Annotated in this window: 20 protein-coding genes; 16 read left to right on the top strand and 4 right to left on the bottom strand. The window is 72.5% G+C overall.

Annotated elements, in window-relative coordinates; translation table 11 throughout:
- Positions 1-5: 5 nt before the first annotated feature.
- From ACZ79I_RS04585 to ACZ79I_RS04620, 8 genes are all read left to right on the top strand, one after another.
- Positions 6-770: a crotonase/enoyl-CoA hydratase family protein gene (locus tag ACZ79I_RS04585; protein WP_471494301.1), complete on the top strand. Its 765-nt coding sequence runs from the start codon at positions 6-8 to the stop codon at positions 768-770.
- 197 nt (positions 771-967) lie between these two features.
- Positions 968-2,077 (top strand): mechanosensitive ion channel family protein, encoded by a 1,110-nt coding sequence (locus tag ACZ79I_RS04590; RefSeq protein WP_471494303.1) that lies wholly within the window; start codon positions 968-970, stop codon positions 2,075-2,077.
- Positions 2,078-2,212: 135 nt separating this feature from the next.
- Positions 2,213-4,432, top strand: a complete 2,220-nt coding sequence (locus tag ACZ79I_RS04595; RefSeq protein WP_471494305.1) for an NADP-dependent isocitrate dehydrogenase — start codon at positions 2,213-2,215, stop codon at positions 4,430-4,432.
- A gap of 245 nt (positions 4,433-4,677) precedes the next feature.
- Positions 4,678-5,214 (top strand): NUDIX hydrolase family protein, encoded by a 537-nt coding sequence (locus tag ACZ79I_RS04600; protein WP_471494307.1) that lies wholly within the window; start codon positions 4,678-4,680, stop codon positions 5,212-5,214.
- 132 nt (positions 5,215-5,346) lie between these two features.
- Complete coding sequence (locus ACZ79I_RS04605) at positions 5,347-8,175, top strand: cation-translocating P-type ATPase (protein WP_471494309.1); 2,829 nt, start codon at positions 5,347-5,349, stop codon at positions 8,173-8,175.
- A complete protein-coding gene (locus ACZ79I_RS04610) occupies positions 8,172-8,831 on the top strand; it encodes a potassium channel family protein (protein ID WP_471494311.1) in 660 nt (219 codons plus the stop codon). Before ACZ79I_RS04605 ends, ACZ79I_RS04610 begins: the two co-directional genes overlap by 4 nt.
- Positions 8,828-9,490, top strand: a complete 663-nt coding sequence (locus ACZ79I_RS04615) for a potassium channel family protein (protein ID WP_471494313.1) — start codon at positions 8,828-8,830, stop codon at positions 9,488-9,490. The genes ACZ79I_RS04610 and ACZ79I_RS04615 overlap by 4 nt, the downstream gene beginning before the upstream one ends.
- Before the next feature lie 87 nt (positions 9,491-9,577).
- The gene (locus ACZ79I_RS04620; RefSeq protein ID WP_471494315.1) at positions 9,578-10,453 is read left to right on the top strand and encodes a universal stress protein; all 876 of its coding nucleotides are present in this window, start codon (positions 9,578-9,580) and stop codon (positions 10,451-10,453) included.
- A 34-nt stretch (positions 10,454-10,487) separates the two neighbouring features.
- On the opposite strand, the gene ACZ79I_RS04625 is transcribed toward ACZ79I_RS04620, so the two are convergent.
- The gene (locus ACZ79I_RS04625) at positions 10,488-11,477 is read right to left on the bottom strand and encodes an Acg family FMN-binding oxidoreductase (protein ID WP_471494317.1); all 990 of its coding nucleotides are present in this window, start codon (positions 11,475-11,477) and stop codon (positions 10,488-10,490) included.
- A gap of 346 nt (positions 11,478-11,823) precedes the next feature.
- Complete coding sequence (locus tag ACZ79I_RS04630; protein ID WP_471494319.1) at positions 11,824-12,510, bottom strand: TetR/AcrR family transcriptional regulator; 687 nt, start codon at positions 12,508-12,510, stop codon at positions 11,824-11,826.
- Positions 12,511-12,612: 102 nt separating this feature from the next.
- Here ACZ79I_RS04630 and ACZ79I_RS04635 point away from each other — a divergent pair, with 102 nt between their 5' ends.
- The 5 genes from ACZ79I_RS04635 to ACZ79I_RS04655 are packed head-to-tail and all read left to right on the top strand — an operon-like array spanning position 12,613 to position 18,368.
- Complete coding sequence (locus tag ACZ79I_RS04635) at positions 12,613-14,199, top strand: acyl-CoA mutase large subunit family protein (RefSeq protein ID WP_471494321.1); 1,587 nt, start codon at positions 12,613-12,615, stop codon at positions 14,197-14,199.
- A 37-nt stretch (positions 14,200-14,236) separates the two neighbouring features.
- On the top strand, positions 14,237-15,832 hold the full coding sequence (locus tag ACZ79I_RS04640) for an acyl-CoA carboxylase subunit beta (RefSeq protein WP_471494323.1): 1,596 nt from the start codon (positions 14,237-14,239) through the stop codon (positions 15,830-15,832).
- 24 nt (positions 15,833-15,856) lie between these two features.
- Positions 15,857-16,069: an acyl-CoA carboxylase epsilon subunit gene (locus ACZ79I_RS04645; RefSeq protein ID WP_471494324.1), complete on the top strand. Its 213-nt coding sequence runs from the start codon at positions 15,857-15,859 to the stop codon at positions 16,067-16,069.
- A gap of 59 nt (positions 16,070-16,128) precedes the next feature.
- Complete coding sequence (locus tag ACZ79I_RS04650; protein ID WP_471494326.1) at positions 16,129-16,599, top strand: cobalamin B12-binding domain-containing protein; 471 nt, start codon at positions 16,129-16,131, stop codon at positions 16,597-16,599.
- On the top strand, positions 16,596-18,368 hold the full coding sequence (locus tag ACZ79I_RS04655) for an acetyl/propionyl/methylcrotonyl-CoA carboxylase subunit alpha (RefSeq protein WP_471504758.1): 1,773 nt from the start codon (positions 16,596-16,598) through the stop codon (positions 18,366-18,368). The genes ACZ79I_RS04650 and ACZ79I_RS04655 overlap by 4 nt, the downstream gene beginning before the upstream one ends.
- Before the next feature lie 291 nt (positions 18,369-18,659).
- On the opposite strand, the gene ACZ79I_RS04660 is transcribed toward ACZ79I_RS04655, so the two are convergent.
- Entirely contained in the window at positions 18,660-20,543 is a 1,884-nt protein-coding gene (locus ACZ79I_RS04660; RefSeq protein WP_471494328.1) for a propionyl-CoA synthetase, read from the bottom strand.
- Between the two features lie 553 nt (positions 20,544-21,096).
- Between ACZ79I_RS04660 and ACZ79I_RS04665 the strand changes: the two genes are divergently transcribed.
- Together ACZ79I_RS04665 and ACZ79I_RS04670 are read left to right on the top strand one after the other, a co-directional pair.
- On the top strand, positions 21,097-22,341 hold the full coding sequence (locus tag ACZ79I_RS04665; RefSeq protein ID WP_471494330.1) for a GAF domain-containing sensor histidine kinase: 1,245 nt from the start codon (positions 21,097-21,099) through the stop codon (positions 22,339-22,341).
- On the top strand, positions 22,332-22,985 hold the full coding sequence (locus tag ACZ79I_RS04670; RefSeq protein WP_471494332.1) for a response regulator: 654 nt from the start codon (positions 22,332-22,334) through the stop codon (positions 22,983-22,985). Before ACZ79I_RS04665 ends, ACZ79I_RS04670 begins: the two co-directional genes overlap by 10 nt.
- 72 nt (positions 22,986-23,057) lie before the next feature.
- Here ACZ79I_RS04670 and ACZ79I_RS04675 read toward each other — a convergent pair whose 3' ends face one another.
- The gene (locus ACZ79I_RS04675) at positions 23,058-24,311 is read right to left on the bottom strand and encodes a cytochrome P450 family protein (protein WP_471494334.1); all 1,254 of its coding nucleotides are present in this window, start codon (positions 24,309-24,311) and stop codon (positions 23,058-23,060) included.
- 76 nt (positions 24,312-24,387) lie between these two features.
- Between ACZ79I_RS04675 and ACZ79I_RS04680 the strand changes: the two genes are divergently transcribed.
- Complete coding sequence (locus ACZ79I_RS04680) at positions 24,388-25,659, top strand: FAD-dependent oxidoreductase (RefSeq protein WP_471494335.1); 1,272 nt, start codon at positions 24,388-24,390, stop codon at positions 25,657-25,659.
- Positions 25,660-25,736: the final 77 nt, after the last annotated feature.

Genomic DNA, 25,736 nt, shown 5'->3' on the forward strand with positions numbered 1-25,736 from the left:
GCCCGATGCCGGTCCGGACCGAACGCCAGGGGTACGTCACCACCGTTGTCCTCTCCCGTCCTCAGGCCCGCAACGCGGTGGACGGGCCGACCGCCGCCGCCCTCGCCGCCGCCTTCCGGGAGTTCGAGCGGGACCGGTCGGCGCGGGTGGCGGTGCTGTGGGGCGAGGGGGGTACGTTCTGCGCGGGTGCCGACCTGAAGGCGGTCGGGACCGAGCGGGGCAACCGGGTCGCCGAGGACGGCGACGGCCCTATGGGTCCGACCCGGATGAGGCTGTCCAAGCCGGTGATCGCGGCCGTCGCGGGGCACGCGGTGGCCGGCGGCCTGGAGCTCGCGCTCTGGTGCGATCTGCGGATCGCCGAGGAGGACGCGGTGTTCGGGGTCTTCTGCCGCCGCTGGGGGGTGCCGCTCATCGACGGCGGGACGGTCCGGCTGCCCCGGCTGATCGGCACCGGTCGTGCGATGGACATGATCCTCACCGGCCGTCCGGTGTCCGCCCGGGAGGCGTACGAGACGGGGCTCGCCAACCGTGTCGTGCCGACCGGCCGCGCCCGCGCCGAGGCCGAGGAACTGGCGGCGTCCATCGCCCGTTTCCCCCAGGCGTGTCTGCGCGGCGACCGTGCCTCCGTCCTGGACCAGGAGGGGCTGGACGAGACGACGGCCATGCGGGGTGAACTCCGTCACGGCATGGGCGTGCTGGCGGAGGGGCTGGAGGGCGCCGCCCGTTTCGCCGCCGGGGCCGGGCGGCACGGGTCGTTCGGTGACGGGTGACCGGCGGGGGGCTGCCAACGGCCGCCGCCCGTCGGCCCGGTGACGGACGGACACGCTCATGCGGCAGGATGAGACCTCGCCCCGGACGGCACCCACCGTCCGGGCCCGATGGTGCATCCCGTGATTCGAGCAGGTGGCAAGGTGACGACTCCTCACATCCGGCCCTGGGGCCTTCTCCGTCGCGCGGGAGGTGACCGGTGAACCGCGCGCTCACCCTCGACGACCTGATCGTCGCCGGAATCGCCCTGGCCGCGGGTCTGGTGGCGGCGTTCCTGGCGCGCATGCTGCTGCGCTGGCTGGGCAGGCATGCCGGCCGCACCCGGTGGGGCGGCGACGACGTGATCGTGGACGCCCTGCGCACCGTGGTGCCCTGGGCGGCGATCGCCGGCGGCGCGGCGGCCGCGGCGGCCGTGCTGCCGCTGACCCGGACGGTGCAGCACAACGTCAACCAGGCCCTGAGCGTGCTGCTCATCGTCGCCGTGACGGTGACGGCCGCCCGCGTGATCGCCGGCCTGGTGCGGACGCTCACCCAGTCCCGCTCCGGGGTCGCCGGATCGGCCACGATCTTCGTGAACATCACCCGGGTCGTGGTACTGGCCATGGGTTTCCTGGTGGTGCTGCAGACCCTGGGCATCTCCGTGGCGCCGCTGCTCACCGCCCTGGGTGTCGGCGGTCTGGCGGTGGCGCTCGCCCTCCAGGACACCCTCGCGAACCTCTTCGCGGGCGTCCACATCCTCGCCTCCAAGACGGTGCAGCCCGGTGACTACATCCGGCTGAGCAGCGGCGAGGAGGGCTACGTCGTGGACATCAACTGGCGTCAGACGACCGTACGCCAGCTGTCCAACAACCTGGTCGTCATCCCCAACGGCCAGCTCGCGAAGACGAATATGATCAACTACACCCGTCCCGAACAGCAGTTGACGGTCCTGGTGCAGGTGGGGGTCGGCTACGACAGCGACCTGGAGCATGTCGAGAAGGTCACCGCCGAGGTGGTCGCCGAGGTGATGACGGACATCACCGGTGCCGTCCCGGACCACGAACCGGCCATCCGTTTCCACACGTTCGGCGACTCCCGGATCGGTTTCACGGTGATCCTCGGCGTCGGCGAGTTCAGCGACCAGTACCGCGTCAAGCACGAGTTCATCAAGCGCCTGCACAAGCGCTACCGGGCCGAGGGCATCCGCATCCCGGCCCCGACGCGGACGGTGGCCCTGCAGCAGGGCCCGGCCGTCATTCCGCAGCAGCGCAGCCGTGACGGTCTGCCCGCCGAGCAGGACGGCGGGGGGTCCGCCCTGCTCGAAGGGTGACCGAGGCGACCGGCGACGTGGCCCTGCTCGGCGCGGCGGGTCCGTGGGTGCGTGGTGCAGGCCACTGTCGAGCCGAGTGCGGTCACGAGATATCTTGATGTCGAGCAATGTTGCAGACGTGGAGCGGAGCACCCGGTGACTGACTCGACCATCATCTACACACACACTGACGAGGCCCCGGCCCTGGCGACGTATTCCTTCCTGCCGGTGGTCCAGGCGTACGCCTCGCAGGCGGGTGTCACTGTGGAGACCCGTGACATCTCGCTGGCCGGGCGCATCCTCGCGGTCTTCCCCGAGTACCTCGCCGAGGACCAGCGGGTCGGCGATCACCTCGCGGAGCTGGGCGAGCTGGCCAAGACGCCCGCGGCCAACATCATCAAGCTGCCGAACGTCTCGGCGTCCGTCCCGCAGCTCAAGGCGGCCGTCGCCGAGCTCCAGGCCAAGGGCTTCGCGCTGCCGGACTACCCGGACGAGCCGAAGACCGACGAGGAGCGGGAGATCCGCGCCCGGTACGACAAGATCAAGGGCTCCGCGGTGAACCCGGTCCTGCGCGAGGGCAACTCCGACCGCCGCGCCCCCGCGTCGGTCAAGAACTACGCCAAGACCCACCCGCACCGCATGGGCGCCTGGACCCCCGAGTCCAAGACCGATGTGGCGACCATGGCCGACAACGACTTCTGCTCCACCGAGAAGTCCGCGGTGATCTCCGAGGCGGGCTCGCTGCGCATCGAGCTGAAGGGCGACGACGGCTCCACGACCGTGCTGCGCGAGTCCGTACCGGTCCTGGAGGGCGAGGTCGTCGACGCCTCCGTGATGCGGGTGGCCGCGCTGCGCGAGTTCCTCACCGCCCAGGTCGCCCGCGCCAAGGAGGAGGGCGTCCTCTTCTCCGTGCACCTGAAGGCCACGATGATGAAGGTCTCCGACCCGATCATCTTCGGTCACGTGGTGCGCGCCTTCTTCCCAAAGACGTTCGCGAAGTACGGTGAGACGCTCGCCGCGGCCGGGCTGACCCCGAACGACGGTCTGGGCGGCATCTTCAAGGGCCTCCAGGCCCTGCCCGAGGGCGCCGAGATCAAGGCGTCCTTCGACGCCGAGCTGGCCGAGGGCCCCGAGCTCGCCATGGTCGACTCCGACCGCGGCATCACCAACCTGCACGTGCCGTCCGACGTGATCGTCGACGCCTCCATGCCGGCCATGATCCGCACCTCCGGCCACATGTGGGGCCCGGACGGCCAGGAGCACGACACCCTCGCGGTCCTGCCGGACTCCAGCTACTCCGGCGTCTACCAGGCCGTGATCGACGACTGCCGCGCCCACGGCGCCTTCGACCCGGCCACCATGGGCTCCGTGCCGAACGTCGGCCTCATGGCGCAGAAGGCCGAGGAGTACGGCAGCCACGACAAGACCTTCGAGATCCCCACCACGGGCACGGTCCGCCTCGTCGACCAGGCCGGCAACGTCGTCCTGGAGCAGACGGTCTCCGCCGGCGACATCTTCCGCGCCTGCCAGGCCAAGGACGCCCCGATCAGGGACTGGGTGAAGCTGGCCGTCACCCGTGCCCGCGCCACCGGCGACCCGGCGGTGTTCTGGCTGGACGAGAACCGCGCCCACGACGCGGTGCTCATCGAGAAGGTCGAGCGGTACCTGCCGGAGCACGACACCGAGGGCCTGGACATCCGCATCCTGTCCCCCGTCGAGGCGACCAAGCTGTCCGTGGAGCGCATCCGCCGCGGCGAGAACACCATCTCGGTCACCGGCAACGTGCTGCGCGACTACCTGACCGACCTGTTCCCGATCCTGGAGCTGGGCACCAGCGCCAAAATGCTGTCGGTCGTCCCGCTGATGGCGGGCGGCGGCCTGTTCGAGACCGGCGCCGGCGGTTCCGCGCCCAAGCACGTCCAGCAGCTGCTCAAGGAGAACTACCTGCGCTGGGACTCCCTCGGCGAGTTCTTCGCGCTCGTGCCGTCCCTCGAGCAGTACGCGAAGACCACCGGCAACGCCCGCGCCCAGGTGCTGGCCGACGCCCTCGACCGCGCCACGGCGACCTTCCTCAACGAGGACAAGTCCCCGACCCGCCGCGTCGGCGGCATCGACAACCGGGGCAGCCACTTCTACCTGTCCCTGTACTGGGCGCAGGAGCTGGCCCGGCAGACCGAGGACGCGGACCTGGCCAAGGTGTTCGCCCCGCTCGCCGAGGCGCTCGCCGCCGACGAGCAGAAGATCGTCGACGAGCTGATCGCCGTCCAGGGCAAGCCGGCCGACATCGGCGGCTACTACCAGCCCGACCCGGCCCTGGCCTCCGCGGTCATGCGCCCGTCGGCGACCTGGAACGAGACGCTGGCGTCGCTCGCGTAACCGCCGCCCGCGGGGCCTCCGCACCCGTGCGACAGCCGCCCCGGCCGGACCTGATCCGGCCGGGGCGGTCCTCTGTCCGCACGCTCCGTCGTCCCCCGGGCCGGCGGTGAACGCCGTCGCCGGCCGGGCGGCCACCCGCCACCGGAGCCCCTCGCCGCGCACGCCGGCGCCCCGCTCCGGTGTGACTTGCGTCTGACCTGGAGCGACATGCACACAGCGCAAGGTGTTGACCGTACGATCGGGCAATGCCTGACACGACCGAAACCACGCCCGGCTGGCTGACTCCCGACGAACTCCAGCTGGCGCGTGCCCGCATGCCGATCCTGTACGTGGAAGCCGTGCCCGTGCGCGTCGACGACAGCGGGGAAGTCACCAGCATCGGACTGCTGCTGCGGATCGGGCCCGACGGGACCGTCAGCCGCACCCTGGTCTCCGGGCGGGTCCTGCACCACGAACGGGTCCGGGACGCCCTCCTGCGCCATCTGGAGAAGGACCTCGGGCCCGTGGCGCTGCCCCGGGTACCGGCGTCGCTCCAGCCGTTCACCGTCGCCGAGTACTTCCCGACGCAGGGGATCACCCCGTTCCACGATCCCCGGCAGCACGCGGTGTCCCTCGCCTACATCGTCCCGGTGACCGGCGACTGCCGCCCCCGCCAGGACGCCCTTGACCTGGTCTGGTTCAGCCCGCAGGAGGCGGCGTCGGCCATGGTGCAGAGCGAGATGCCGGGCGGTCAGGGCGCCCTCCTCAAGCAGGCGCTCGCCCACGTCGGCTGTCTGTCCTGAGCGCGCGTCGGCCCGGACCCCCGTGGCGGGGCCCCGGGCCGGTCCTCGCCCCGGGGCGGGGGTCGGCCGGTCCGGGTGCCTGCCCCGAACGGCCCTGGCGGTGGCGGGGCGCCGGTTCGCACCATCGTGTGCATGGTGGTCCACCTCGGGCCGGGGGCGCTTGCCACCCGCCGGCGAGGAGCCGCGGCGGCCTCACCGTCCGGGCCGGACGGCGGGCCGCCCACGCCCGGAATGAGCGCCGGCGAGGTGTTCGGGGCGCTGGGCACCTCGCCGCGCGGGCTGACGGAGCCGGAGGCGTACGCCAGGCGCGCGCGGTACGGGCCCAACGAACTGCCCCGGGCGCGGCGGCGGGGCGTGGGGCGGCAGCTGGCGGGTCAGTTCACGGATCTGTTCGCGGTGATGCTGCTCGTCGCCTCCGGGATCACCTTCCTGGCCTACGGGCTCCAGGACCCCCGTGACGCCGGGACCCTGCAGCTGGCGGTGGCGATCCTCGGCGTCGTGGTGCTGAACGCGGCGATCGGGTTCACCCAGGAGTACTCGGCGGAGCGGACGGCGGAGTCGTTGCAGGCCATGGTGCCGTACACCTGCCGTGTGCTGCGCGGCGGGCAGCGGCGGGAGCTGCCGGCGGCCGAGCTGGTCCCGGGCGATGTGGTGGTGCTGGAGGCCGGGGACGCCGTGCCGGCGGACTGCCGCCTGGTCGAGGCGCACGAGCTGTCCGTGGACAACGCGCCGCTCACCGGGGAGAGCACCGCCGTGGGCCGTACCGCCGAGCCGGTGGCGGACGGGCCGGTGCTCCACGCCCGCAACTGCGTGTTCATGGGCACCGACGCCGTCGCCGGGTCCGGCCGGGGCGTGGTGTTCGCCACCGGCGCGGCCACCGAGTTCGGACGGATCTACCGGCTGGCCGCCGCCGCGCCACGGCAGCGGACGCCGCTGCAGCGGCAGGTGGCCGTGATGGCCCGGCGGGTGGCGGGGGCGGCGCTGGCCATCGGCGCCCTGCTGTTCGCGATCCGCCTGCCCTCGGGGCAGCCCCTGGTCGACTCGTTCGTCTTCGCGCTCGGTGTGATGGTCGCGCTCGTTCCGGAGGGCCTGCCCGCCACGCTGTCGGTGTCGCTGGCGATCGGTGTGCGCCGCATGGCCCGCCGCCACGCGCTGGTCAAGAAGCTGCTGGCGGTGGAGGCGCTGGGGGCCACGACCGTCATCTGCACCGACAAGACCGGCACGCTCACCCAGGCCGAGATGACCGTCACCCGGGTCTGGGCGGCCGGGGTGTCGTACCCCGTGACGGGCGTCGGGTACGCGCCGACCGGTGACGTCGCCGACGCGGCGCCCGTGCGCGAGCTGCTGCGGGTCGCCGGGCTGTGCTGCAACGCCCGGCTCGTACCGCCGTCGGGGCGGCGCGGCTGGCGCGTGCTGGGCGACACCACCGAGGGGGCCCTGCTCGTGGCGGCGGCCAAGGCGGGTCTTGACCTGGCCGCCGAGGAGGCCGCCGCCCCCCGGGTGACGGAGTTCCCCTTCGACTCCCGGCGCAAGCTGATGACCACGGTGCACAGGACCCGCGGGGGTCATGACGCCTACGTCAAGGGCGCGCCGCAGGAACTGCTGGCCCGGTGCACCGCCGCCGAGTGGCGGGACGGCACCCGGCCGCTGACGGACGAGCTGCGGGCGGCGGTCACGGCCGCCGCCGACGACCTGGCGGCCCAGGGGCTGCGGGTCCTGGCGGTCGCCCGGCGCACGGTGCCGGGCCCCCGTCCGGCGCGGGCCGACGCCGAGTGCGGACTCACCCTGCTCGGTCTCGCGGGCATGCAGGACCCGCCCCGGCCCGAGGTCACCGACGCGGTGGCGGCCTGCCGCCGGGCCGGTATCCGGATCGTCATGGTCACCGGCGACCACCCGCTGACCGCGGAGGCGGTCGCCCGCAGGGTCGGCATCGTCCGCGGGCCCGCCCCCGTCGCGGTGACCGGCGACCGGCTCGACGCCCTGGACGACACCGCGCTGGACGCCCTGCTGGCCGAGGGCTCCGAGCTGCTGCTGTGCCGGGTCAGCCCCGAGCACAAGATGCGGGTCGTGACGGCCCTCCAGCGGCGCGGTGAGGTGGTGGCGGTCACGGGGGACGGGGCGAACGACGCCCCGGCGCTGAAGCACGCCGACATCGGCGTGGCGATGGGTGCCTCGGGCACCGATGTGGCCCGTGAAGCGGCGGCGATGGTGCTGCTGGACGACTCGTTCGCCTCCATCGCCACGGCGGTACGGCTCGGCCGGACCGTCTACCAGAACATCCGCCGCTTCCTCGTCTATCTGTTCAGCCACAACATCGGCGAGCTGGTCCCCATCCTGGTGGCCACGTTCGTCGGTTTCCCGCTGGTGCCCATCAGCGCCGTGCAGATCCTCGCCATCGACCTGGGCTCGGACGTCCTGCCCGCCCTGGCGCTGGGCGCGGAACCGCCGGAACCGGACGTGATGGACCGGCCGCCGCGCTCGCGCCGCGCACCGCTGTTCTCGGCCGCGGTCGTGGGACGGATCCTGTTCCTGGGCGGCATCCAGGCGCTCGGCGTGAGCGCCGTGTTCTTCTGGCACATCCACGGCTCGGGCATCCCGTACGGCGACTTCACCCCGAGCGACCCGGTCTACCGGGAGGCGATCACCATGACCCAGGCCGGGATCGTGGTCAGCCAGTTCTTCAACGCCCAGGCGGTGCGCACCGACCGCCAGAGCGTCCTGAAGGCAGGGCTGCTGTCCAACCCCGCGCTGCTCGCCGCCGGCTGCCTTGGCATCGCCCTCATGGCGGCCATCAGCTACGCACCGGTGCTCCAGTCGGTCTTCAACACCGCGCCGCTGGCCGCCGGCGACTGGGCCGTGCTGGTGGCCCTGGGCGTGCTGCCCCTGCTCGCCGACGAGGCCCGCAAGGCGTGGCTGCGCCACCGTACCGAGGCCCGGAACCGGAAGGGAGCACAGCGATGAGAGTGATCATCGTGGGATGCGGACGGGTCGGCTCCGAGCTCGCCGCCCTGCTCGCGTCCGAAGGCCATGACGTCCGCGTCGTCGACCGGCGGGCCAAGGCGTTCCGGCGGCTTCCCGAGAACGACCGGATCCGGCGCCACGAGGGCAACGGCTACAGCCGCGCCGTCCTGGAGGCGGCCGGGATCGAGCACGCCGACGCGTTCGCGGCCGTCACCTCGGGCGACAACAGCAACATCGTCAGCGCCCGTACCGCCAAGGAGACCTACCGGGTCCCGGTCGTCATCGCGCGTATCCACGACCCCCGCCGTGCCGACATCTACCGGGAACTGGGCATCCCGACGATCGCGAGCGTCCGCTGGACCGTGCACCAGGTCCACCAGATGCTGCTGCACCGCCATCTCACCCCGGAACTCAGCTTCGGCAACGGGGAGACCCTGCTCGTCCGCTCCGAACTGCCCGCCTACCTGGCCGGACGGCGGCTGGCCGAGTTCGACGTCGACGGCGAGATCCGCGTCGTCGAGATCACCCGCGGCGGCCGCTCCCTCGTGCCCGCCCACGGCAGCGTCGCGCACCCGGGCGACCTGGTGACGTTCGCGGTGGCCGCCACCGCGCTGGGCAGACTGCGCGGCTTTCTGGACAAGGAGCTGGGAACATGAAAGCGCTCATCGCGGGTGCCGGACGGCTCGGCACGCAGATCGCCCAGGTCCTCGCCGCCGCCCGCAACGATGTGACGCTCGTCGACGTCGACGAGGACCGTGTCGACGAGCTCCAGGGCCGCCTGCCCGCGTCGGTGCGGCTGCTCGTCGGGGACGCCTGCGAACCCGATGTGCTGGAGCACGCGGGAGCGCACACGAGCGATCTCGTCATCGCCACCACCGGCGACGACGAGGACAACCTCGTCGTCAGCCTGCTGGCCAAGCGCCAGTTCGCCGTGCCCCGCGTCGCCGCCCGGATCAACGAAGCGGAGAACGCCTGGCTGTTCGACCAGCGCTGGGGGGTGGATGTCGCCGTGCCCGCCGCCACACCCCTGATCTCGCTGATCGAGGAGGCCACGGGTGCCACCGACACCGTCGCCCTGCTCCGCCTGAGCAAGGCGGGCGTCGATGTGATCGAGACGGCCATCACGCCCGGCTCACGGGCCGCCGGGCGCCTGCTGTCCGACATCGTCCTCCCGGAGGGCACCGTGATCGCCACCCTCGTGCGCGACGGGCAGCCCACCGTCCCCGCCCCGTCGGTCCGGCTGCGGCCGGGTGACGAACTCCTGCTCGTCTCCCACGCCGCGACCGAGCGGGAGATCCACGCGGCCTTCCAGTGACGCGGTGCCCCGCTCCGGGTGTCGCAACCGGGGCGCCCGGACCATCATCGAACTGGGGGGTACGTCCGCGGGAAGGCGGTGACCGTCATGGGGCTGCCCTTGGTCGTCGGTGTCGACGGGTCCCGGTCGAGTCTGCGCGCGGTGGACTGGGCGGTGGACGCGGCGGTGGCCCACGGGGTGCCGCTGCGCCTCGTGCACGCCTTCCTCTGGCAGCGCTACGAGGGTGCCGAGGTCGCCCGTGACCTGGGCCGTCTTTCCGAGAAGGCGATCGCCGAGGCCCTCGTCGACACGGCCGTCGGCCATGCCAGGCGCCGCGCCGGGGGGCTGGAGATCTCGGCCCTGGTGGTGCCCGAGGACCCCGTGCGGACCCTGCTGGACGAGGGTCGCAACGCGTCGATGCTGGTGCTCGGGTCGCGGGGCCGCGGCCGGCTGGCCGGGCTGCTGCTCGGCTCGGTGAGTCTGGCCGTGTCGGCCCGCGCCGACTGTCCGGTCGTCGTGGCACGCGGCGCGGACGACGGCTCCGTGGGAGCGCATCCGCGGGTCGCGGTGGGTGTGGGCGCCGCGGGCAGCGGATCGCAGGCCGTGGCGTTCGCCTTCCGGGAGGCCGAGGTGCGCCGCTGGGCGCTGCTGGCGGTGCGGGCCTGGCGCTGCCCGGCGCACGAGCCCATGGACCATCCGCTGCTCACCGGTGACCCCGCCCGTCACCACCGGGAACAGGCGGCGGAGATCCTCGACGAGGCCCTGGTCCAGGCGGTGCACGACCATCCCCGGGTGGAGGTCCGCCGGCAGGTGACCGAGGGCCAGGCGGGGCACGTGCTGCTGGAGGTGTCCCGCGGCGCCGCCCTGCTGGTCGTCGGTGCCCGGCGCGGGAACGGGCGCTCCGGGCTGCAACTCGGCCGGGTCGCCCACGCGGCCCTGCACCACGCCTCCTGCCCGGTCGCGGTCGTCCCCCTGCGGGGGTGATCCGGGGCGTCGCGGCGCCCGGGCCCTTGCCGGCTCAGTCGATCTCCAGGACGTCCCGCACGGGTCGGCGTGGTGTCGCCTCGCCCGGGGGGCCGTAGCCGATGCGCACCACCATCTGCACGAACCCCATGGCCGACCCGGGATCCCGGGCCAGCTCGCGCAGGTCCTTCCACTCCAGGGCGTGGGACGTGAGGGACGTGGCCAGTCCGTTCAGTGTGGCCAGCAGCAGCACCCGCTCCATCGCCTGCCCCGCCCGCAGCCAGTCGGGCAGCCGGTCGTAGGTGGTGCCCAGGATCGCCAGGCGCGGTGTCGCCTCGAAGGCGGCCGTCGGGCGGTCGGGGACGGGCCGGCGGCCCGCGAAGTCGCGTACGGGCGCCCGGCCGCGCAGCTTGCGCGGTCCGAAGGCGTAGTCGGGGATGCCGTCGAGGGCCGTCCCGGCGTCCTCCGCCCCGAGGCGGGACCACCGGCGGATGTCCTCGAACCGTTCGGGATCCAGGGTGTCGCGTCCCTCGACGTCCTCGACCCACTCCAGGAGCGACTCGACGTGCCAGGGATCCGGGAACACCAGCTGGGTGCCCTCCCGGCGGGCGGCCTCGCACAGTGCCTCCTCGACCGGGGCGGGTACCGGCCGGTCCTCGAAGGGGTGGCGGCTGGTGTGCCGGCGGTGGATCGCCGGGAACAGCCGGGCCAGCTCGGTGTCGGGGTGTTCCGTGCCGGTCAGGGTGACCGTGGCGAGCAGGTGCGTGTCAGCGGGGTCGGGAAGCAGCCGGGTGTCCGTGCCCCAGCCGTGGTGGGCCGCGGCGACGCGCAGGTTGAGGAGGGCGGCACCGCAGCCGAGGTGCAGGGCGCGGTGGTCGGGGTCGGTGTGCGGCATCGCCCGTTCGAGGTCGGGACGCAGTTCGAAGGTCCGGGTGCGGGTGGAGAAGCGGAACCGCCATGGCTGGGCGTTGTGCATGGACGGAGCGGCCGTGGCTGCGGCGACCAGGTCCGTGACGGCGGTGGTGTCGAGCGGTGGCGCCGGCATGAGACACAGCTCCCCTCAGGAGAAGGACACGCCGACGGCACGACCCTGCCGTCGGTGGCGATCACCTTCATTGTCCATCCTGCCCCCGCCACCGGGCGGCACGGCCCCCGTGCGGCCTGCGCGGGTGCCGGTCCGGCGCCCCGGTCCGGCGGCGCGGTCCGGCGCCCCGGTCCGGCGCCCGGTCCGACGGCGCGGTCCCGGGCCGGACCTCACCGCCCGACCGGACCAGGCCGCCAGACCGGACCTGGCTCGACCCGCCGGGCCGGCGGACCGGCGGATCAAACGGCCGGGTGCCGCGCGCCGGCGGCGGTGTCGCCCGGCACCCGCCCGTGCGCCCGGGGCGGGTTCACCGTCGGGATCCGTCCTCCATGAGCCGCCGCAGTGACGGGAGGAGGGCGTCGAGGTCCTGTCCCGTCCGGAAGGCGACGACGGTGGTGCCGCCCTCGCCGGCCGCGTGGGGGGACTGAGGGCTCGGGAAGAGGGCGAGCACCTCGCGCATCGCCTCGTCGACCTCTGCGGCCGGGTCGGACGCCTCCCCCCGCAGCCAGCGGCGCAGCACGTGGTTGTGGGCCGCGACCACCGCGGCGGCCATGAGTTCGGCCCGGAGCGACGCCGACTTCGTCGGGTCCCCCATCCAGTCCGAGATGAACTCCCGGAACAGCCGCTGGTACCGGGCCACGCTGGCGATCTCACGGTCGCGGAGGGCGGCCACCTTGCTGGTGAGGGCGTACCGGCGGCGCGCCAGATCCCCTTCGTCGAGGTAGTGCAGCAGCACCAGGCGGACCGCGTCGGACACGGCGACGAGGGCGGTGCTGTTGCTGGAGGTGGCCAGCCGGTCCCTGATCAGCGCGAGCAGCCGGTCGTGGTCGGGGAAGATCACTTCTTCCTTGGACCGGTAGTGCCGGAAGAAGGTCGTGCGCCCGACACCGGCCCGCTCGGCGATGTCGTCGACGGTGGTCTGCTCGTATCCACGCTCGTCGAAGAGCGCGAAGGCGGCATCTGCTAGTCGGATCCGCACGGCTGGCTTGCTCATGACCGCTCATCCTTCCCCGTCTCGCCATCCGGGACCACTTGCCCCTCGCAATGGTACTGAGTACCGTCTATAAGACATTGAGTACCAGAGAGGAGATGCGGCGTGGGTTCCGTTGCACGGAGCGAGTCCGGCCTGCCGATCCAGCCGGTCTACGACGGCTGGACGCTGACGGATTTCGACGCGGACGCCAAGCTGGGCGCCCCGGGGCAGTTCCCCTTCACCCGCGGCGTGTATCCGTCCATGTACACCGGCCGGCCCTGGACGATGCGGCAGTACGCCGGGTTCGGCACCGCGAAGGAGTCCAACGAGCGCTACCACGAGCTGGTCGGCGCCGGCACCGGTGGACTGAGCGTCGCCTTCGACCTGCCGACGCAGATGGGCTACGACTCGGACGAGGCGATCGCCCAGGGTGAGGTCGGCAAGGTCGGCGTGGCGATCGACTCGCTGGAGGACATGCGCACCCTGTTCCGGGGACTGCCGCTGGACAAGGTGTCGACGTCGATGACGATCAACGCGCCCGCGTCGACGCTGCTCCTGCTGTACCAACTGGTCGCGGCCGAACAGGGCATCGCGGGACACCAGCTGACGGGCACGATCCAGAACGACGTGCTCAAGGAGTACATCGCCCGCGGCACCTACATCTTCCCGCCCAAGCAGTCACTGCGGCTGATCAGCGACATCTTCGCGTACTGCCACAAGGAGATCCCGCGCTGGAACACGATCTCCATCTCCGGGTACCACATGGCCGAGGCCGGGGCGAGCCCCGTGCAGGAGATCGCCTTCACCCTCGCCAACGCCAAGGAGTACGTGCGCACGGCGATCGCCGCGGGCCTGGACGTCGACGACTTCGCGCCCCGTCTGTCGTTCTTCTTCGTCGCCCGGACCACGCTGCTGGAGGAGATCGCGAAGTTCCGTGCCGCACGCCGCATCTGGGCCCGGATCATGCGCGAGGAGTTCCGCGCCAAGAACCCCAAGTCGCAGATGCTGCGCTTCCACACCCAGACCGCGGGTGTGCAGCTGACGGCGCAGCAGCCCGAGGTCAACCTGGTGCGGGTCGCCCTGCAGGGCCTGGGCGCGGTGCTGGGCGGGACCCAGTCCCTGCACACCAACTCCTACGACGAGGCGATCGCGCTGCCCACCCAGAAGGCGGCCCGGCTCGCCCTGCGCACGCAGCAGATCATCGCGTACGAGACCGATGTGACCAAGACGGTGGACCCCTTCGCCGGGTCGTACGTCATGGAGTCGATGACCGACGACATCGAGGCGGCGGTCATGGAGCTGATGCAGGCCGTCGAGGACCGCGGTGGCGCCGTCGCCGCGATCGAGCAGGGATTCCAGAAGTCGGAGATCGAGAAGTCCGCGTACCGGGTCGCCCTGGAGATCGACAACGGCGACCGGACCGTGGTCGGGGTCAACAAGTTCACCCTGGACGAGGAAGAGCCCTACGAACCGCTGCGGGTCGACCCCCAGATCGAGGTGGACCAGTGCGAGCGCCTCGCGGCCCTGCGCAAGGAGCGCGACGGCGACGCCGTCGAGCGGGCACTCGACGCCCTGCGTGCCGCCGCCCGGGGCACCGACAACGTCCTGCCCCCGATGCGCGAGGCCCTGCGGTTGCGCGCCACGGTCGGCGAGGTGTCGCACGCCCTGCGCGACGTCTGGGGCGTGTATCTGCCGCGCGACACCTTCTGACCCGGATCCCACGCACGACCACGAAGGAGAGCGAGCGGTGAGCACCGATCGCGCAGAACACAGCGACATCGACATTCACACGACTGCGGGCAAGCTCGCGGATCTCCAGCGCCGTGTGCAGGAGGCCACGCACGCCGGTTCGGAACGCGCCGTGGAAAAGCAGCACGCCAAGGGCAAGCTGACAGCCCGTGAACGCATCGAGCTGCTGCTGGACGAGGACTCCTTCGTCGAACTGGACGAGTTCGCACGCCACCGCTCCACCAACTTCGGCCTGGACAGCAACCGCCCCTACGGCGACGGCGTCGTCACCGGCTACGGAACCGTCGACGGCCGCCCCGTCGCCGTCTTCTCCCAGGACTTCACCGTCTTCGGCGGCGCCCTGGGCGAGGTCTACGGACAGAAGATCGTCAAGGTCATGGACTTCGCCCTCAAGACCGGCTGCCCCGTCATCGGCATCAACGACTCCGGCGGCGCCCGCATCCAGGAAGGCGTCGCCTCCCTGGGCGCCTACGGCGAGATCTTCCGCCGCAACACCCACGCCTCCGGCGTCATCCCCCAGATCAGCCTGATCGTCGGCCCCTGCGCCGGCGGCGCCGTCTACTCCCCCGCCATCACCGACTTCACCGTCATGGTCGACCAGACCTCCCACATGTTCATCACCGGCCCCGACGTCATCAAGACCGTCACCGGCGAGGACGTCGGCTTCGAGGAACTGGGCGGCGCCCGCACCCACAACGCCGCCTCCGGCGTCGCGCACCACATGGCCGGCGACGAGAAGGACGCCATCGAGTACGTCAAGCAACTGCTGTCCTACCTGCCCTCCAACAACCTCAGCGAACCACCCCTCTACCCCGAGGAAGCCGACCTGGCCCTCACCGACGAGGACCGCGAACTCGACACCCTCGTCCCCGACAGCGCCAACCAGCCCTACGACATGCACACGGTCCTCGAACACATCCTCGACGACGCCGAGTTCTTCGAGACCCAGCCGCTGTTCGCCCCCAACATCCTCACCGGCTTCGGCCGCGTCGAGGGCCACCCCGTCGGCATCGTCGCCAACCAGCCCCTGCAGTTCGCCGGCTGCCTCGACATCGACGCCAGCGAGAAGGCCGCCCGCTTCGTCCGCACCTGCGACGCCTTCAACGTGCCCGTGCTCACCTTCGTCGACGTCCCCGGCTTCCTGCCCGGCGTCGGCCAGGAACACACCGGCATCATCCGCCGCGGCGCCAAGCTCATCTACGCCTACGCCGAGGCCACCGTGCCCCTGATCACCGTCATCACCCGCAAGGCCTTCGGCGGCGCCTACGACGTGATGGGCTCCAAACACCTGGGCGCCGACCTCAACCTGGCCTGGCCCACCGCCCAGATCGCCGTCATGGGCGCCCAGGGCGCCGTCAACATCCTCCACCGCCGCACCATCACCGACGCCGCCGACCCCGACGCCACCCGCGCCCGCCTGATCCAGGAGTACGAGGACACCCTCCTCAACCCCTACGTCGCAGCCGAACGCGGCTACATCGACGCCGTGATCACGCCCTCCGACACCCGCGCCCACATCGTCCGCGGCCTGCGCCACCTGCGCACCAAACGCGAAACCCTCCCGCCCAAGAAGCACGGCAACATCCCCCTGTAAACCCCGGCCCCCCTGGAAACCGACATGACGATCAAGGTCGTACGGGGCAACCCCACCCCCGAGGAGCTCGCCGCCGCCCTGGCGGTGGTCCGAGCCCGCGCCGCAGCGGCGGCCTCGCTCGCCCCCGCCGCTCCGCGGCGACCGGACGAGTGGGCGGACAAGACGCGCGCCGTACGCGGCGGAGCCCGGCCGCAGCCGGGCCCGGCGGCGTGGAGCCGCACCTACTGGCCGCACTGAACCCGGCCGGCCGCGGCGTGCCCTCGCCCCACCCCGCCGACCATCCGAATCGGAGAACCATGAACCCCCTGCAACAGCGGACATCCGGTGCCGGAGCCGGTACCGCACCGGCACCCCGCGCCCGAGTGGTGATCGCCAAGCCCGGGCTGGACGGCCACGACCGTGGCGCCAAGGTCATCGCCCGCGCCCTGCGCGACGCCGGCTACGAGGTGATCTACACGGGTCTGCACCAGACCCCGGAGCAGATCGTCGCGACCGTCATCGCCGAGGACGCGCCGATCCTGGGCCTCTCGGTCCTGTCCGGCGCCCATCTGACGATCGTGGAGAAGGTGATCAAGCTGCTGGCACAGCAGGACGCGGGCGACACCCGCATCCTCGTCGGCGGCATCATCCCCGACGCCGACGTCCGCGCGCTGGAGGCCATGGGCGTCCACGGGGTGTTCACCCCCGGCGCGGACATCGGCGGGATCGTCGAGACGGTCCACCGGCTGAGCGCATCCCTCGACCGCACTCTGGAGCAGGCATGCTGACGAAGGTACTGATCGCCAACCGTGGCGAAATCGCTGTCCGTGTCGCCCGGGCCTGCCGTGACGCCGGGATCGCGAGCGTGGCCGTGTACGCCGACCCGGACCGGGACGCCCTGCACGTCCGCGTGGCCGACGAGGCGTTCGCCCTGGGCGGCGACACCCCCGCCACCAGCTACCTGGACATCGACAAGGTGCTGCAGGCCGCCAAGGACTCCGGCGCCGACGCCATCCACCCCGGCTACGGCTTCCTCTCCGAAAACGCCGACTTCGCCCAGGCCGTCCTCGACGCCGGCCTCGTCTGGATCGGCCCGCCGCCCCACGCCATCCGCGACCTCGGCGACAAGGTCGCCGCCCGCCACATCGCCCAACGCGCCGGCGCACCCCTGGTCGCCGGCACCCCCGACCCCGTCTCCGGAGCCGAGGAAGTCGTCGCCTTCGCCAAGGAACACGGCCTGCCCATCGCCATCAAAGCCGCCTTCGGCGGCGGCGGACGCGGCCTGAAAGTCGCCCGCACCCTCGACGAAGTACCCGAACTCTACGACTCCGCCGTCCGCGAAGCCGTCGCCGCCTTCGGCCGCGGCGAATGCTTCGTCGAGCGCTACCTCGACAAACCCCGCCACGTCGAGACCCAGTGCCTGGCCGACACCCACGGCAACGTCGCCGTCGTCTCCACCCGCGACTGCTCCCTGCAACGCCGCCACCAAAAACTCGTCGAGGAAGCCCCCGCCCCCTTCCTGACCAAGGAGCAGAACGCGGAGCTCTACCGCGCCTCCAAGGCCATCCTCAAGGAAGCCGGCTACGTCGGCGCCGGCACCGTCGAATTCCTCGTCGGCCAGGACGGCACCATCTCCTTCCTCGAGGTCAACACCCGCCTGCAGGTCGAGCACCCCGTCACCGAAGAGGTCACCGGCATCGACCTGGTCCGCGAGATGTTCCGCATCGCCGACGGCCAGGAACTCGGCTACACCGACCCCGAACTGCGCGGCCACTCCTTCGAGTTCCGCATCAACGGCGAAGACCCCGGCCGGGGCTTCCTGCCCGCCCCCGGCACCGTCACCACCTTCACCCCGCCCACCGGCCCCGGCGTCCGCCTCGACACGGGCGTCGAACCCGGCAGCGTCATCGGCCCCGCCTGGGACTCCCTGCTCGCCAAACTCATCGTCACCGGCGCCACCCGCGAGCAGGCCCTGCAACGCGCCGCCCGCGCCCTGGCCGAGTTCCACATCGAGGGCATGGCCACCGCCCTCCCCTTCCACCGCGCCGTCGTCACCGACCCCGCCTTCGCCCCCGAACTCACCGGCTCCCAGGACCCCTTCACCGTCCACACCCGCTGGATCGAAACCGAGTTCGTCAACGACATCCCGGCCTTCGCCTCCCCCGCCGACACCGAGACGGAGGAGGAACCCGGCCGCGAGACCGTCGTCGTCGAAGTCGGCGGCAAACGCCTGGAAGTCTCCCTGCCCGCCTCCCTGGGCATGTCCCTGGCCCGCACCGGCCTCGCCGCCGGCGCCAAGCCCAAACGCCGCGCCACCAAGAAGTCCGGCCCCCTCGCCTCCGGCGACACCCTCGCCTCCCCCATGCAGGGCACCATCGTCAAGGTCGCCGTCGAAGAAGGCCAGGACGTCAAGGAAGGCGACCTCATCGTCGTCCTCGAAGCCATGAAGATGGAACAGCCCCTCAACGCCCACAAAGCCGGCACCATCAAGGGCCTCAACGCCGAAGTCGGCGCCTCCATCACCTCCGGCGCCACCATCTGCGACATCAAGGACTGACCCACACCCACCCACCCACCCCAAGAACCAGGCGCCCGGCCGACCGCACAAACCGGTCCCCCGGGCGCCGCTCATTCTCCCCGTGGCCCCCGGACGGCGGGCAACGCACGAGGGGCCGACCGGAGAAACCAGGTTCTTCCGGTCGGCCCCTCGTTGCGTGCGGGCCTCAGCCGCCCCGCACCGGGCCGCTGGTGAGTCGACGCCCTCCCCTGCCCGGGGGCAGGGGATTCCGGTCCGTACCGCTGCGCTTCACAAGGTCCCCGCAGCCCTGACGTCCCGCCCGTCCGTCGGCTAGCGCTTCTCCCGGTCGAGCACCGGACGCAGCGACTCCAGAACGGCGGGGTCCTCGATGGTGGCGGGCACGGGCTCCTGCACTCCGTCCGCGATCGCCCGCATGGCACGCCGGAGGATCTTGCCGGAGCGCGTCTTCGGCAGCGCCGGCACCACATCGACCTCCTTCAGTGCGGCGATCGCGCCGATCTGCGAGCGCACGGCCTGCACCAGTTCCCTCGCCAGCACGTCCTGCTCGATGTCCGACCCGGCCTTGAGGACCGCGAGCGCCCGCGGCACCTGGCCCTTGAGCGAGTCGCGCACCCCGATGACGGCGCACTCCGCGACCGAGGGATGGGTCGCGATGACGGCCTCCATCGCTCCGGTGGACAGCCGGTGGCCGGCGACGTTGATCACGTCGTCGGTGCGGCCCATGATGAAGACGTAGCCGTCCTCGTCGATGTATCCGCCGTCGCCGGTCACGTAGTAGCCGGGGTACTGGGACAGGTACGAGGAGACATACCGCTCGTCGTCGTTCCACAGCGTCGGCAGGGAGCCCGGCGGCAGCGGCAGCCTGATCGCGACCGCGCCGTCCTGTCCCGGAGCGACCTGGTTCCCCTCCTCGTCGAGGACCTGCAGGTCGTAGCCGGGGACCGGCACGGTCGGCGAACCCGGCTTGACCGGCATCGGCTCCAGCCCGCGCAGATTGGAGGCGATCGGCCAGCCCGTCTCGGTCTGCCACCAGTTGTCGATCACCGGGACGCCCAGCTTCTCGCTCGCCCAGGTGTAGGTGTCGGGGTCGAGGCGCTCTCCGGCCTGGAACAGGGTGCGGAACGCGCTCAGGTCGTAGTCGGCGAGCAGGGCGGCCTCGGGATCGACCTTGCGGATCGCCCGGATCGCCGTCGGCGCCGTGAACAGGGCCTTGACGCCGTACTCGCTGATCACCCGCCAGAACGCGCCGGCGTCCGGGGTGCCGATCGGCTTGCCCTCGTAGAGCACCGTGGTGGCTCCGACCAGCAGCGGTGCGTACACGATGTAGGAGTGGCCGACGACCCAGCCGACGTCGGAGGCGGCCCACCAGACGTCACCGGGGCCGATGTCGTAGACGTTCTTCATGCTCCAGGCCAGCGCGACGGCGTGACCGCCGTTGTCCCGGACGACGCCCTTCGGCCGGCCCGTGGTGCCGGAGGTGTAGAGGATGTACAGCGGGTCGGTCGCGGCGACCGGCACGCACTCGGCGGGCTCGGCGGCCGCCATCGCCTCGTCCCAGTCGACGTCGCGGTCGGTCATCTCCGCCGCCGCCTCGGGGCGCTGCAGGATCACGCACTTGTCCGGGGTGTGACTCGACAGCTTCAGTGCCTCGTCGAGCATCGGCTTGTACGCGATGACGCGGCTCACCTCGATGCCGCACGACGCGGACACGACCACCTTGGGCTGCGCGTCCTCGATGCGGACGGCGAGCTCCTGCGGCGCGAAGCCGCCGAACACCACGGAGTGGACGGCGCCGAGACGGGCGCAGGCCAGCATCGCGACCGCGGCCTGGGGCACCATCGGCATGTAGATCACCACGCGGTCGCCCCTGCCGACGCCCAGGGAGCGCAGCATCCCGGCGCAGCGGGCGGTCTGCTCCTGCAACTCCGCGTAGGTGTAGCGGGTCTTCGCGCCGGTGACCGGGCTGTCGTAGATCAGCGCGACGCGCTCACCGTGACCTTCCTCGACGTGCCGGTCGAGCGCGTTGTAGCAGGTATTGAGTTCTCCGTCGGGGAACCAGCGGTAGAACGGCGGGTGGTCCGCGTCCAGGACCTGCTTCGGTTCCCGGGTCCAGGCGACCGCCGTGGCCGCTTCCCCCCAGAACTCCTCCGGGGCGGCGATGCTCCGCTCGTGCTCGTCACGGTAGGCACGCATCCTCGCGCACACCTCTCATCTCGTTCGACCGGGTCACGGGCGCCTCCTGCCCGCCCGGGGAGCGGGCGAGGTCGTTCGGCGGCATCCAGGGTGCCGGTCGGCGTCGGCTCGTGGGAACCACCGCGGCGAGGAGACCGGCGGGCATGTCCCGTCGGCGGTTGCCCCGCGCGCCGGCCGGCCGTGGTGCACCGCGGCCGGCGTCGCCTGTCCCGAGCGTCCGATGCCGGCCCGCGGCTCGTCGGACGGACGAGCACATACGCCAGCAGCGGACCGCCGCTCTGCGGCCTCCATGCGGATGGTGGAGACCGCGCCGGGCCGGCTGTCGCCGGACCCGAAGCGGCACTGCCGCTCGCGGCGGTGCCCTTACTGCAGGTCATGATGGAGCGGCCGACCGCCGTGCGGCACCTCCAAATGGAGACCCCCCGTCGCCGGATGGCACCGGGCCCGGCGGTGCGCCTCCGGACCCCGTCCGCCCGGCGACGTCCCCTCTGGCCTGCGCGGGTGCCCCAGGAGGCACTGGCACGCGGCTCGCGACCGGTGCGACACTGCGACCATGAGCGCGGCCATTCCAGCACCGAACCGACTCCCCCGCCCCCGGCGCCCCCAGCAGCCGGACGGGACGGAGCGGGCCGGCCGTACCGCCGGCGCCGGCGCCGGCGACCGTCCGGGCCGGGAGCACGCCGACCTGGTGGGGCTGCTGGACCGGAAGGCGGCCCTGCGCGAGGCCGCCCGGCGGGCGCGGGTCGTCACCGGTGCCGACATCAGCCTCGTCGGCCAGGTCGAGGACGAGGGCGTCGCCGTGCTGCGGTCGTGGGCGGGCACCCAGCACCGGGGTCTGCACGGCCTGGTGGTCCCGTGCGGGCTGGGCCTGGGCGGCAAGGTGCTGGCGACGGGCAGGCCCTGCGTGGTGCGCGACTACGCGCGCTCCCGGAGCATCACCCACCACTTCGACGAGCCGATCACGGCCGAGGGCATCCAGTCCATGCTCGGGGTGCCGGTCCACCACGCCGGCCGGGTGATCGGTGTGATCTACGTCGCCCACCGTGACGGCGCCGCCTTCGGCACCGGGGCCGTCACCGCCCTGTCCGAGATCGCCGACGCCACCGGGGTCGCCCTGACCGTGGCCGACCGCGCGGATGCGCAGCGCGAGGCGGAGGCGGCCGCGGAGCGGCGGCGCATCGCGGTGGCGCTGCACGACTCGGTCGGCGCGATGCTGTTCACCATCGGCGCCCAGGTGCGCGACCTGCGGACCGGGTACACCGCCGAGCCCGGCCTCACCGACCGGCTCGGCGCCGTGGAGCGGCAGCTGGCAGAGGCCGCGGCGGCCTTGCGTGAGTCCCTCGCCGCGTTGAGCACGGTCCCGCCGGACCGCTCGCTGTCGGCCGCGGTCGCCAGCGACTGCCGCGCCTTCCAGGAACGTACCGACGTGGCGAGCCGGGCGCTGACGCTCACCGAACTCCCCGAACTGGATCCGCCGAGGCGTCGCATGCTGCTGGCCACGGTGCGGGAGGCACTGCTGAACGTGGAGAAGCATGCCCACGCGTCGTCCGTGGTGGTCAGCCTGACCGCTGTGGACGGCGGGGTGATGGCGGCGATCACGGACGACGGGGTGGGCTGGCCGGGCCATGGGGAGCAGACGCCGGCCGGTGAGGCGTTCGGTCCCGAGTCCGCCCTGCCCGTCGGCGGGATCGGGCTGGCCGCGCTGAACGACGGGTTGCAGCGGCTCGGCGGAACCTTGCAGGTGATCGGCAACGAGGACGCGGGGCTGACCGTCCGGGCCTGGGTCCCATGCCTGTGACGCCGCCGCGGACAGCCGCACAGCCGCTGCGGGTACTGGTGGTGGACGACCACCCCGTCGTCCGTGAGGGGGTCGGGCTGCTGGTGCGCCACGACCCGGAGATCGAGGTCACCGGCAGCGCGCGGACCGGCGCGGAGGCCGTCCGGCTCGCAGCGGAGCTGCGGCCGGACGTCGTCCTGCTCGACCTGCGGCTTCCGGACATGCTCGCGCCGGAGGTGATCGAACGGCTGCGCCGCGAGGTCCCCGGCGTCCATGTGCTGATCTTCACCGCCTACGGCGACCACGCGGCCGTCCAGACCGCCCTGGCCCGTGGCGCCGGCGGCTGTCTGCTCAAGGACGCGGCGACACCGGACCTGGCCACGGCCATCCACCAGGTCGCCGCCGGCGGCCGGGTCATCGACCCGCGCCTGTGCACCCCCGAGGGCGCGGAACTGCGCCGGCGCCTGGAGGACGTGGGGCTCACCCGCCGCGAGTACGACGTGTTGCGGCAGGTCGCGATGGGACGCACCAATCCGGAGATCGCCGAGGAGCTGAGTCTCACACGCAACACGGTGAAGACGTATCTGCAGGTCGCGATGCAGAAGCTCGGCGCCCGCAACCGGGTGGAGGCCATCGCGAAGGCCGGCGAGGTCGGCTTGCTCTGACCGGCCCGGGACCGCGTCCCCCGGCGGACGGGCGCGCCGGCGGCCCGCTCCGTCGCGCCGGTCCCGCCGGCGTCACGCAGGGGTTGCCGGGCCCGTGCCGTCGGGCACGGAACCGGGCGTGAACGTGACGGGCAGGCGCTCGGGGCCGCGCAGACCGCTCGGCCTCCAGCGCAGTTCGCCCGGCGGCACGGCCAGGGCGAGACCGGGAAGGCGGCGCAGGGCGGTTCCGATGGCGATCTGGCCCTCCAGCCGTGCCAGCGGAGCGCCCAGGCAGTAGTGGATTCCGTGCCCGAAGGCGAGGTGGGCGTTGTCCCGGCGGGTGACGTCCAGACGATCGGGTTCCGCGAACCGTGCCGGATCCCGGTCGGCGATGGCGGTGGCCACGAGCACGGTGGCGCCGCGCGGGACGGTCACGCCCGCGATCTCGACGTCCTCCCGCGCGAAGCGGGCGATGCCGGGACTCACCGGTCCGTCGTAGCGCAGGAACTCCTCGATCGCGTCCGGCAGCAGCGACGGATCGTCCCGCAGCAGCCGGAGCTGGTCGGGGTGGGCGAGCAGCGCGGCGATGCCGCCGCTGATCAGGTTGACCGTGGTGATGTATCCGGCCACCAGCAGCAGGAACGCCATGGCGATCAGCTCGTCCTCGTCCAGCCGCCGCTCCTCGTCGCGAGCGGTGATCAGAGCGCTGAGCAGGTCGTCTCCGGTGTCGGCCCGTTTGGCGTCCAGGAGCCCGGTCAGGTAGGCGCGCATCTGCTGCCAGGCGGCGTCGACCACGGCCGGGTCCGGCGGCTCGGGGCCCTGGAGGATCATGTCGTCGGTCCACCGCTGGAAGTCGTGCCGGTCCGCCGTGGGCACCCCGAGCAGCTCGCTGATGACGGTGACCGGAAGCGGCAGGGCGAAGTCGGCGACGAGGTCCGCGCGGCCGGCCCGCACGATCGCGTCGAGCAGCCCGTCGGTGACGGCCTGCACGCGGGGCCGCAGTTCCGCCACCCGGCGCGCGGTGAACGCCTTCGAGACCAGGCGCCGCAGGCGGGTGTGGTCGGGCGGGTCGGCCTGGAGCATGGTGCGCAGCATGGACTCGCGCTCCGTCGTGGGCAGCTGCCGCAGGAGCCGGGGGTCGGACGCGTCGTGCATGTCGCTGCTCAGGCGCGGGTCGGAGAGCGCGGCGAGGCCGTCCTCGTAGCGCGTGACCAGCCATGCCTCCAGGCCACCGGCGACGACCGCGCGCCGGACGGGGCCCTCTTCACGCAACCGCCGGTACAACGGGAAGGGGTCGGCCACGAAGGCCGGGTCGGCATAGGGGAGGAGGAGGGGCTGCTCACTCATCGTCGCCTCCGCAGACCTTGAGAATATATGTCCAAGTATGGTCGACTTTGCGATCTATATGAGGAAGGTGGGACCGATGGACCGGACCACTTGCTGTGTGGTGGGCGGCGGCCCCGCCGGAATGGTCCTCGCCCTGCTGCTGGCCCGGGCCGGAGTGGAGGTCACCGTCGTCGAGAAGCACGGCGACTTCCTGCGCGACTTCCGCGGGGACACGGTGCATCCCTCGACCCTGGCCCTGCTGGACGACCTGGGCCTCGCCGAGCGGTTCGCCCGGTTGCCGCAACGGCGGGTGACGACGGTTCAGCTGCCGGTCGGCCGGGACCGTTCACTGGTCACCGTCGGAGACATCGGCGCGCTGCGGGGCAGGTACAACTACATCGCCATGGTGCCGCAGTGGGACCTGCTCGACCTCCTGGCGGACGAGGCCCGGCGGGAGCCGTCCTTCTCCCTGCGGATGGGCACCGAGGCGACGTCCTTCCTGGTGGAGCCCGCGGGGGTCCCCCCTGCTGGAGCGAAGCCGAGAGCTCGGGGGAGGGTCGCCGGGGTGCGGTACCGCACCTCCGACGGCCGTACCGGTGAGCTGCGCGCCGGCCTCACCGTCGCCTGCGACGGCCGGGGCTCGCTCGCCAGGTCACTGCCCGAGCTGGGCCTGCGGCGGTTCCCCTGTCCCATGGACGCCTGGTGGTTCCGGCTGCCACGGCGGCAGGACGACCCGCCCGGGCTCGTCGGAGGCGTCGGCGACCGCTTCATCACGGCCCTGATCGACCGCGGCGACTACTGGCAGTGCGGCGTGCTGATCCCCAAGGGATCCGACGGCCGGCACCGTGCGGCCGGCCTCGAGCAGTTCACGGCCGCCTTCACGGCCGCCGTCCCCTGGCTCGCCGACCGTGCGCACACGCTGCGGTCGTGGGACCAGGTGAAGCTGCTCGACGTACGCCTCGACCGCCTCAGGCGCTGGCACCGGCCGGGTCTGCTGTGCATCGGCGACGCGGCACACGCGATGTCGCCGGTCTTCGGCATCGGCATCAACCTCGCCGTGGAGGACGCCGTGGCCGCCGCACGGTATCTCGTCGGGCCGCTGCGCGCGGGCGCGGTCGGACTGCGTGACGTGCGCCGCGTGCAGCGCCGCCGCCGGGCCACCGCGGTCGCGACACAGGCGCTGCAGCGCGCCGCCCATGCGCGGGTCATCGAACCGCTGCTGGAGGGCCGCCCGCCCTTCGGCGATCCCGCGCGGGCGCAGCGTATGACCGAGCTGCTCACCACCTCGCGGTGGCTGAAACGGGCGCCGGCGTACTTCCTCGCCTACGGCGCCGTACGCGAACGTCCGCCGTCCGCGTCGGTCCGCTGAAGGGCGGTTCACTGAAGGGCGGTTCAGTGAGGGGCGGTTCAGTGAGGGGCGGTTCGGAGCCGGCCCACCTCGCCGGT

This window comes from Streptomyces sp. PSU-S4-23 (genome assembly GCF_055632315.1).

Bases quoted from the DNA above. Each gene is read 5' to 3' on its own strand.
- ACZ79I_RS04620 (WP_471494315.1), top strand. From the start codon at position 9,578: ATGGGGCTGCCCTTGGTCGTCGGTGTCGACGGGTCCCGGTCGAGTCTG.
- ACZ79I_RS04585 (WP_471494301.1), top strand. From the start codon at position 6: ATGCCGGTCCGGACCGAACGCCAGGGGTACGTCACCACCGTTGTCCTC.
- ACZ79I_RS04650 (WP_471494326.1), top strand. From the start codon at position 16,129: ATGAACCCCCTGCAACAGCGGACATCCGGTGCCGGAGCCGGTACCGCA.
- ACZ79I_RS04675 (WP_471494334.1), bottom strand. From the start codon at position 24,311: ATGAGTGAGCAGCCCCTCCTCCTCCCCTATGCCGACCCGGCCTTCGTG.
- ACZ79I_RS04645 (WP_471494324.1), top strand. From the start codon at position 15,857: ATGACGATCAAGGTCGTACGGGGCAACCCCACCCCCGAGGAGCTCGCC.
- ACZ79I_RS04605 (WP_471494309.1), top strand. From the start codon at position 5,347: ATGGTGGTCCACCTCGGGCCGGGGGCGCTTGCCACCCGCCGGCGAGGA.
- ACZ79I_RS04625 (WP_471494317.1), bottom strand. From the start codon at position 11,477: ATGCCGGCGCCACCGCTCGACACCACCGCCGTCACGGACCTGGTCGCC.
- ACZ79I_RS04630 (WP_471494319.1), bottom strand. From the start codon at position 12,510: ATGAGCAAGCCAGCCGTGCGGATCCGACTAGCAGATGCCGCCTTCGCG.
- ACZ79I_RS04665 (WP_471494330.1), top strand. From the start codon at position 21,097: ATGAGCGCGGCCATTCCAGCACCGAACCGACTCCCCCGCCCCCGGCGC.
- ACZ79I_RS04610 (WP_471494311.1), top strand. From the start codon at position 8,172: ATGAGAGTGATCATCGTGGGATGCGGACGGGTCGGCTCCGAGCTCGCC.
- ACZ79I_RS04660 (WP_471494328.1), bottom strand. From the start codon at position 20,543: ATGCGTGCCTACCGTGACGAGCACGAGCGGAGCATCGCCGCCCCGGAG.
- ACZ79I_RS04615 (WP_471494313.1), top strand. From the start codon at position 8,828: ATGAAAGCGCTCATCGCGGGTGCCGGACGGCTCGGCACGCAGATCGCC.
- ACZ79I_RS04680 (WP_471494335.1), top strand. From the start codon at position 24,388: ATGGACCGGACCACTTGCTGTGTGGTGGGCGGCGGCCCCGCCGGAATG.
- ACZ79I_RS04600 (WP_471494307.1), top strand. From the start codon at position 4,678: ATGCCTGACACGACCGAAACCACGCCCGGCTGGCTGACTCCCGACGAA.
- ACZ79I_RS04670 (WP_471494332.1), top strand. From the start codon at position 22,332: ATGCCTGTGACGCCGCCGCGGACAGCCGCACAGCCGCTGCGGGTACTG.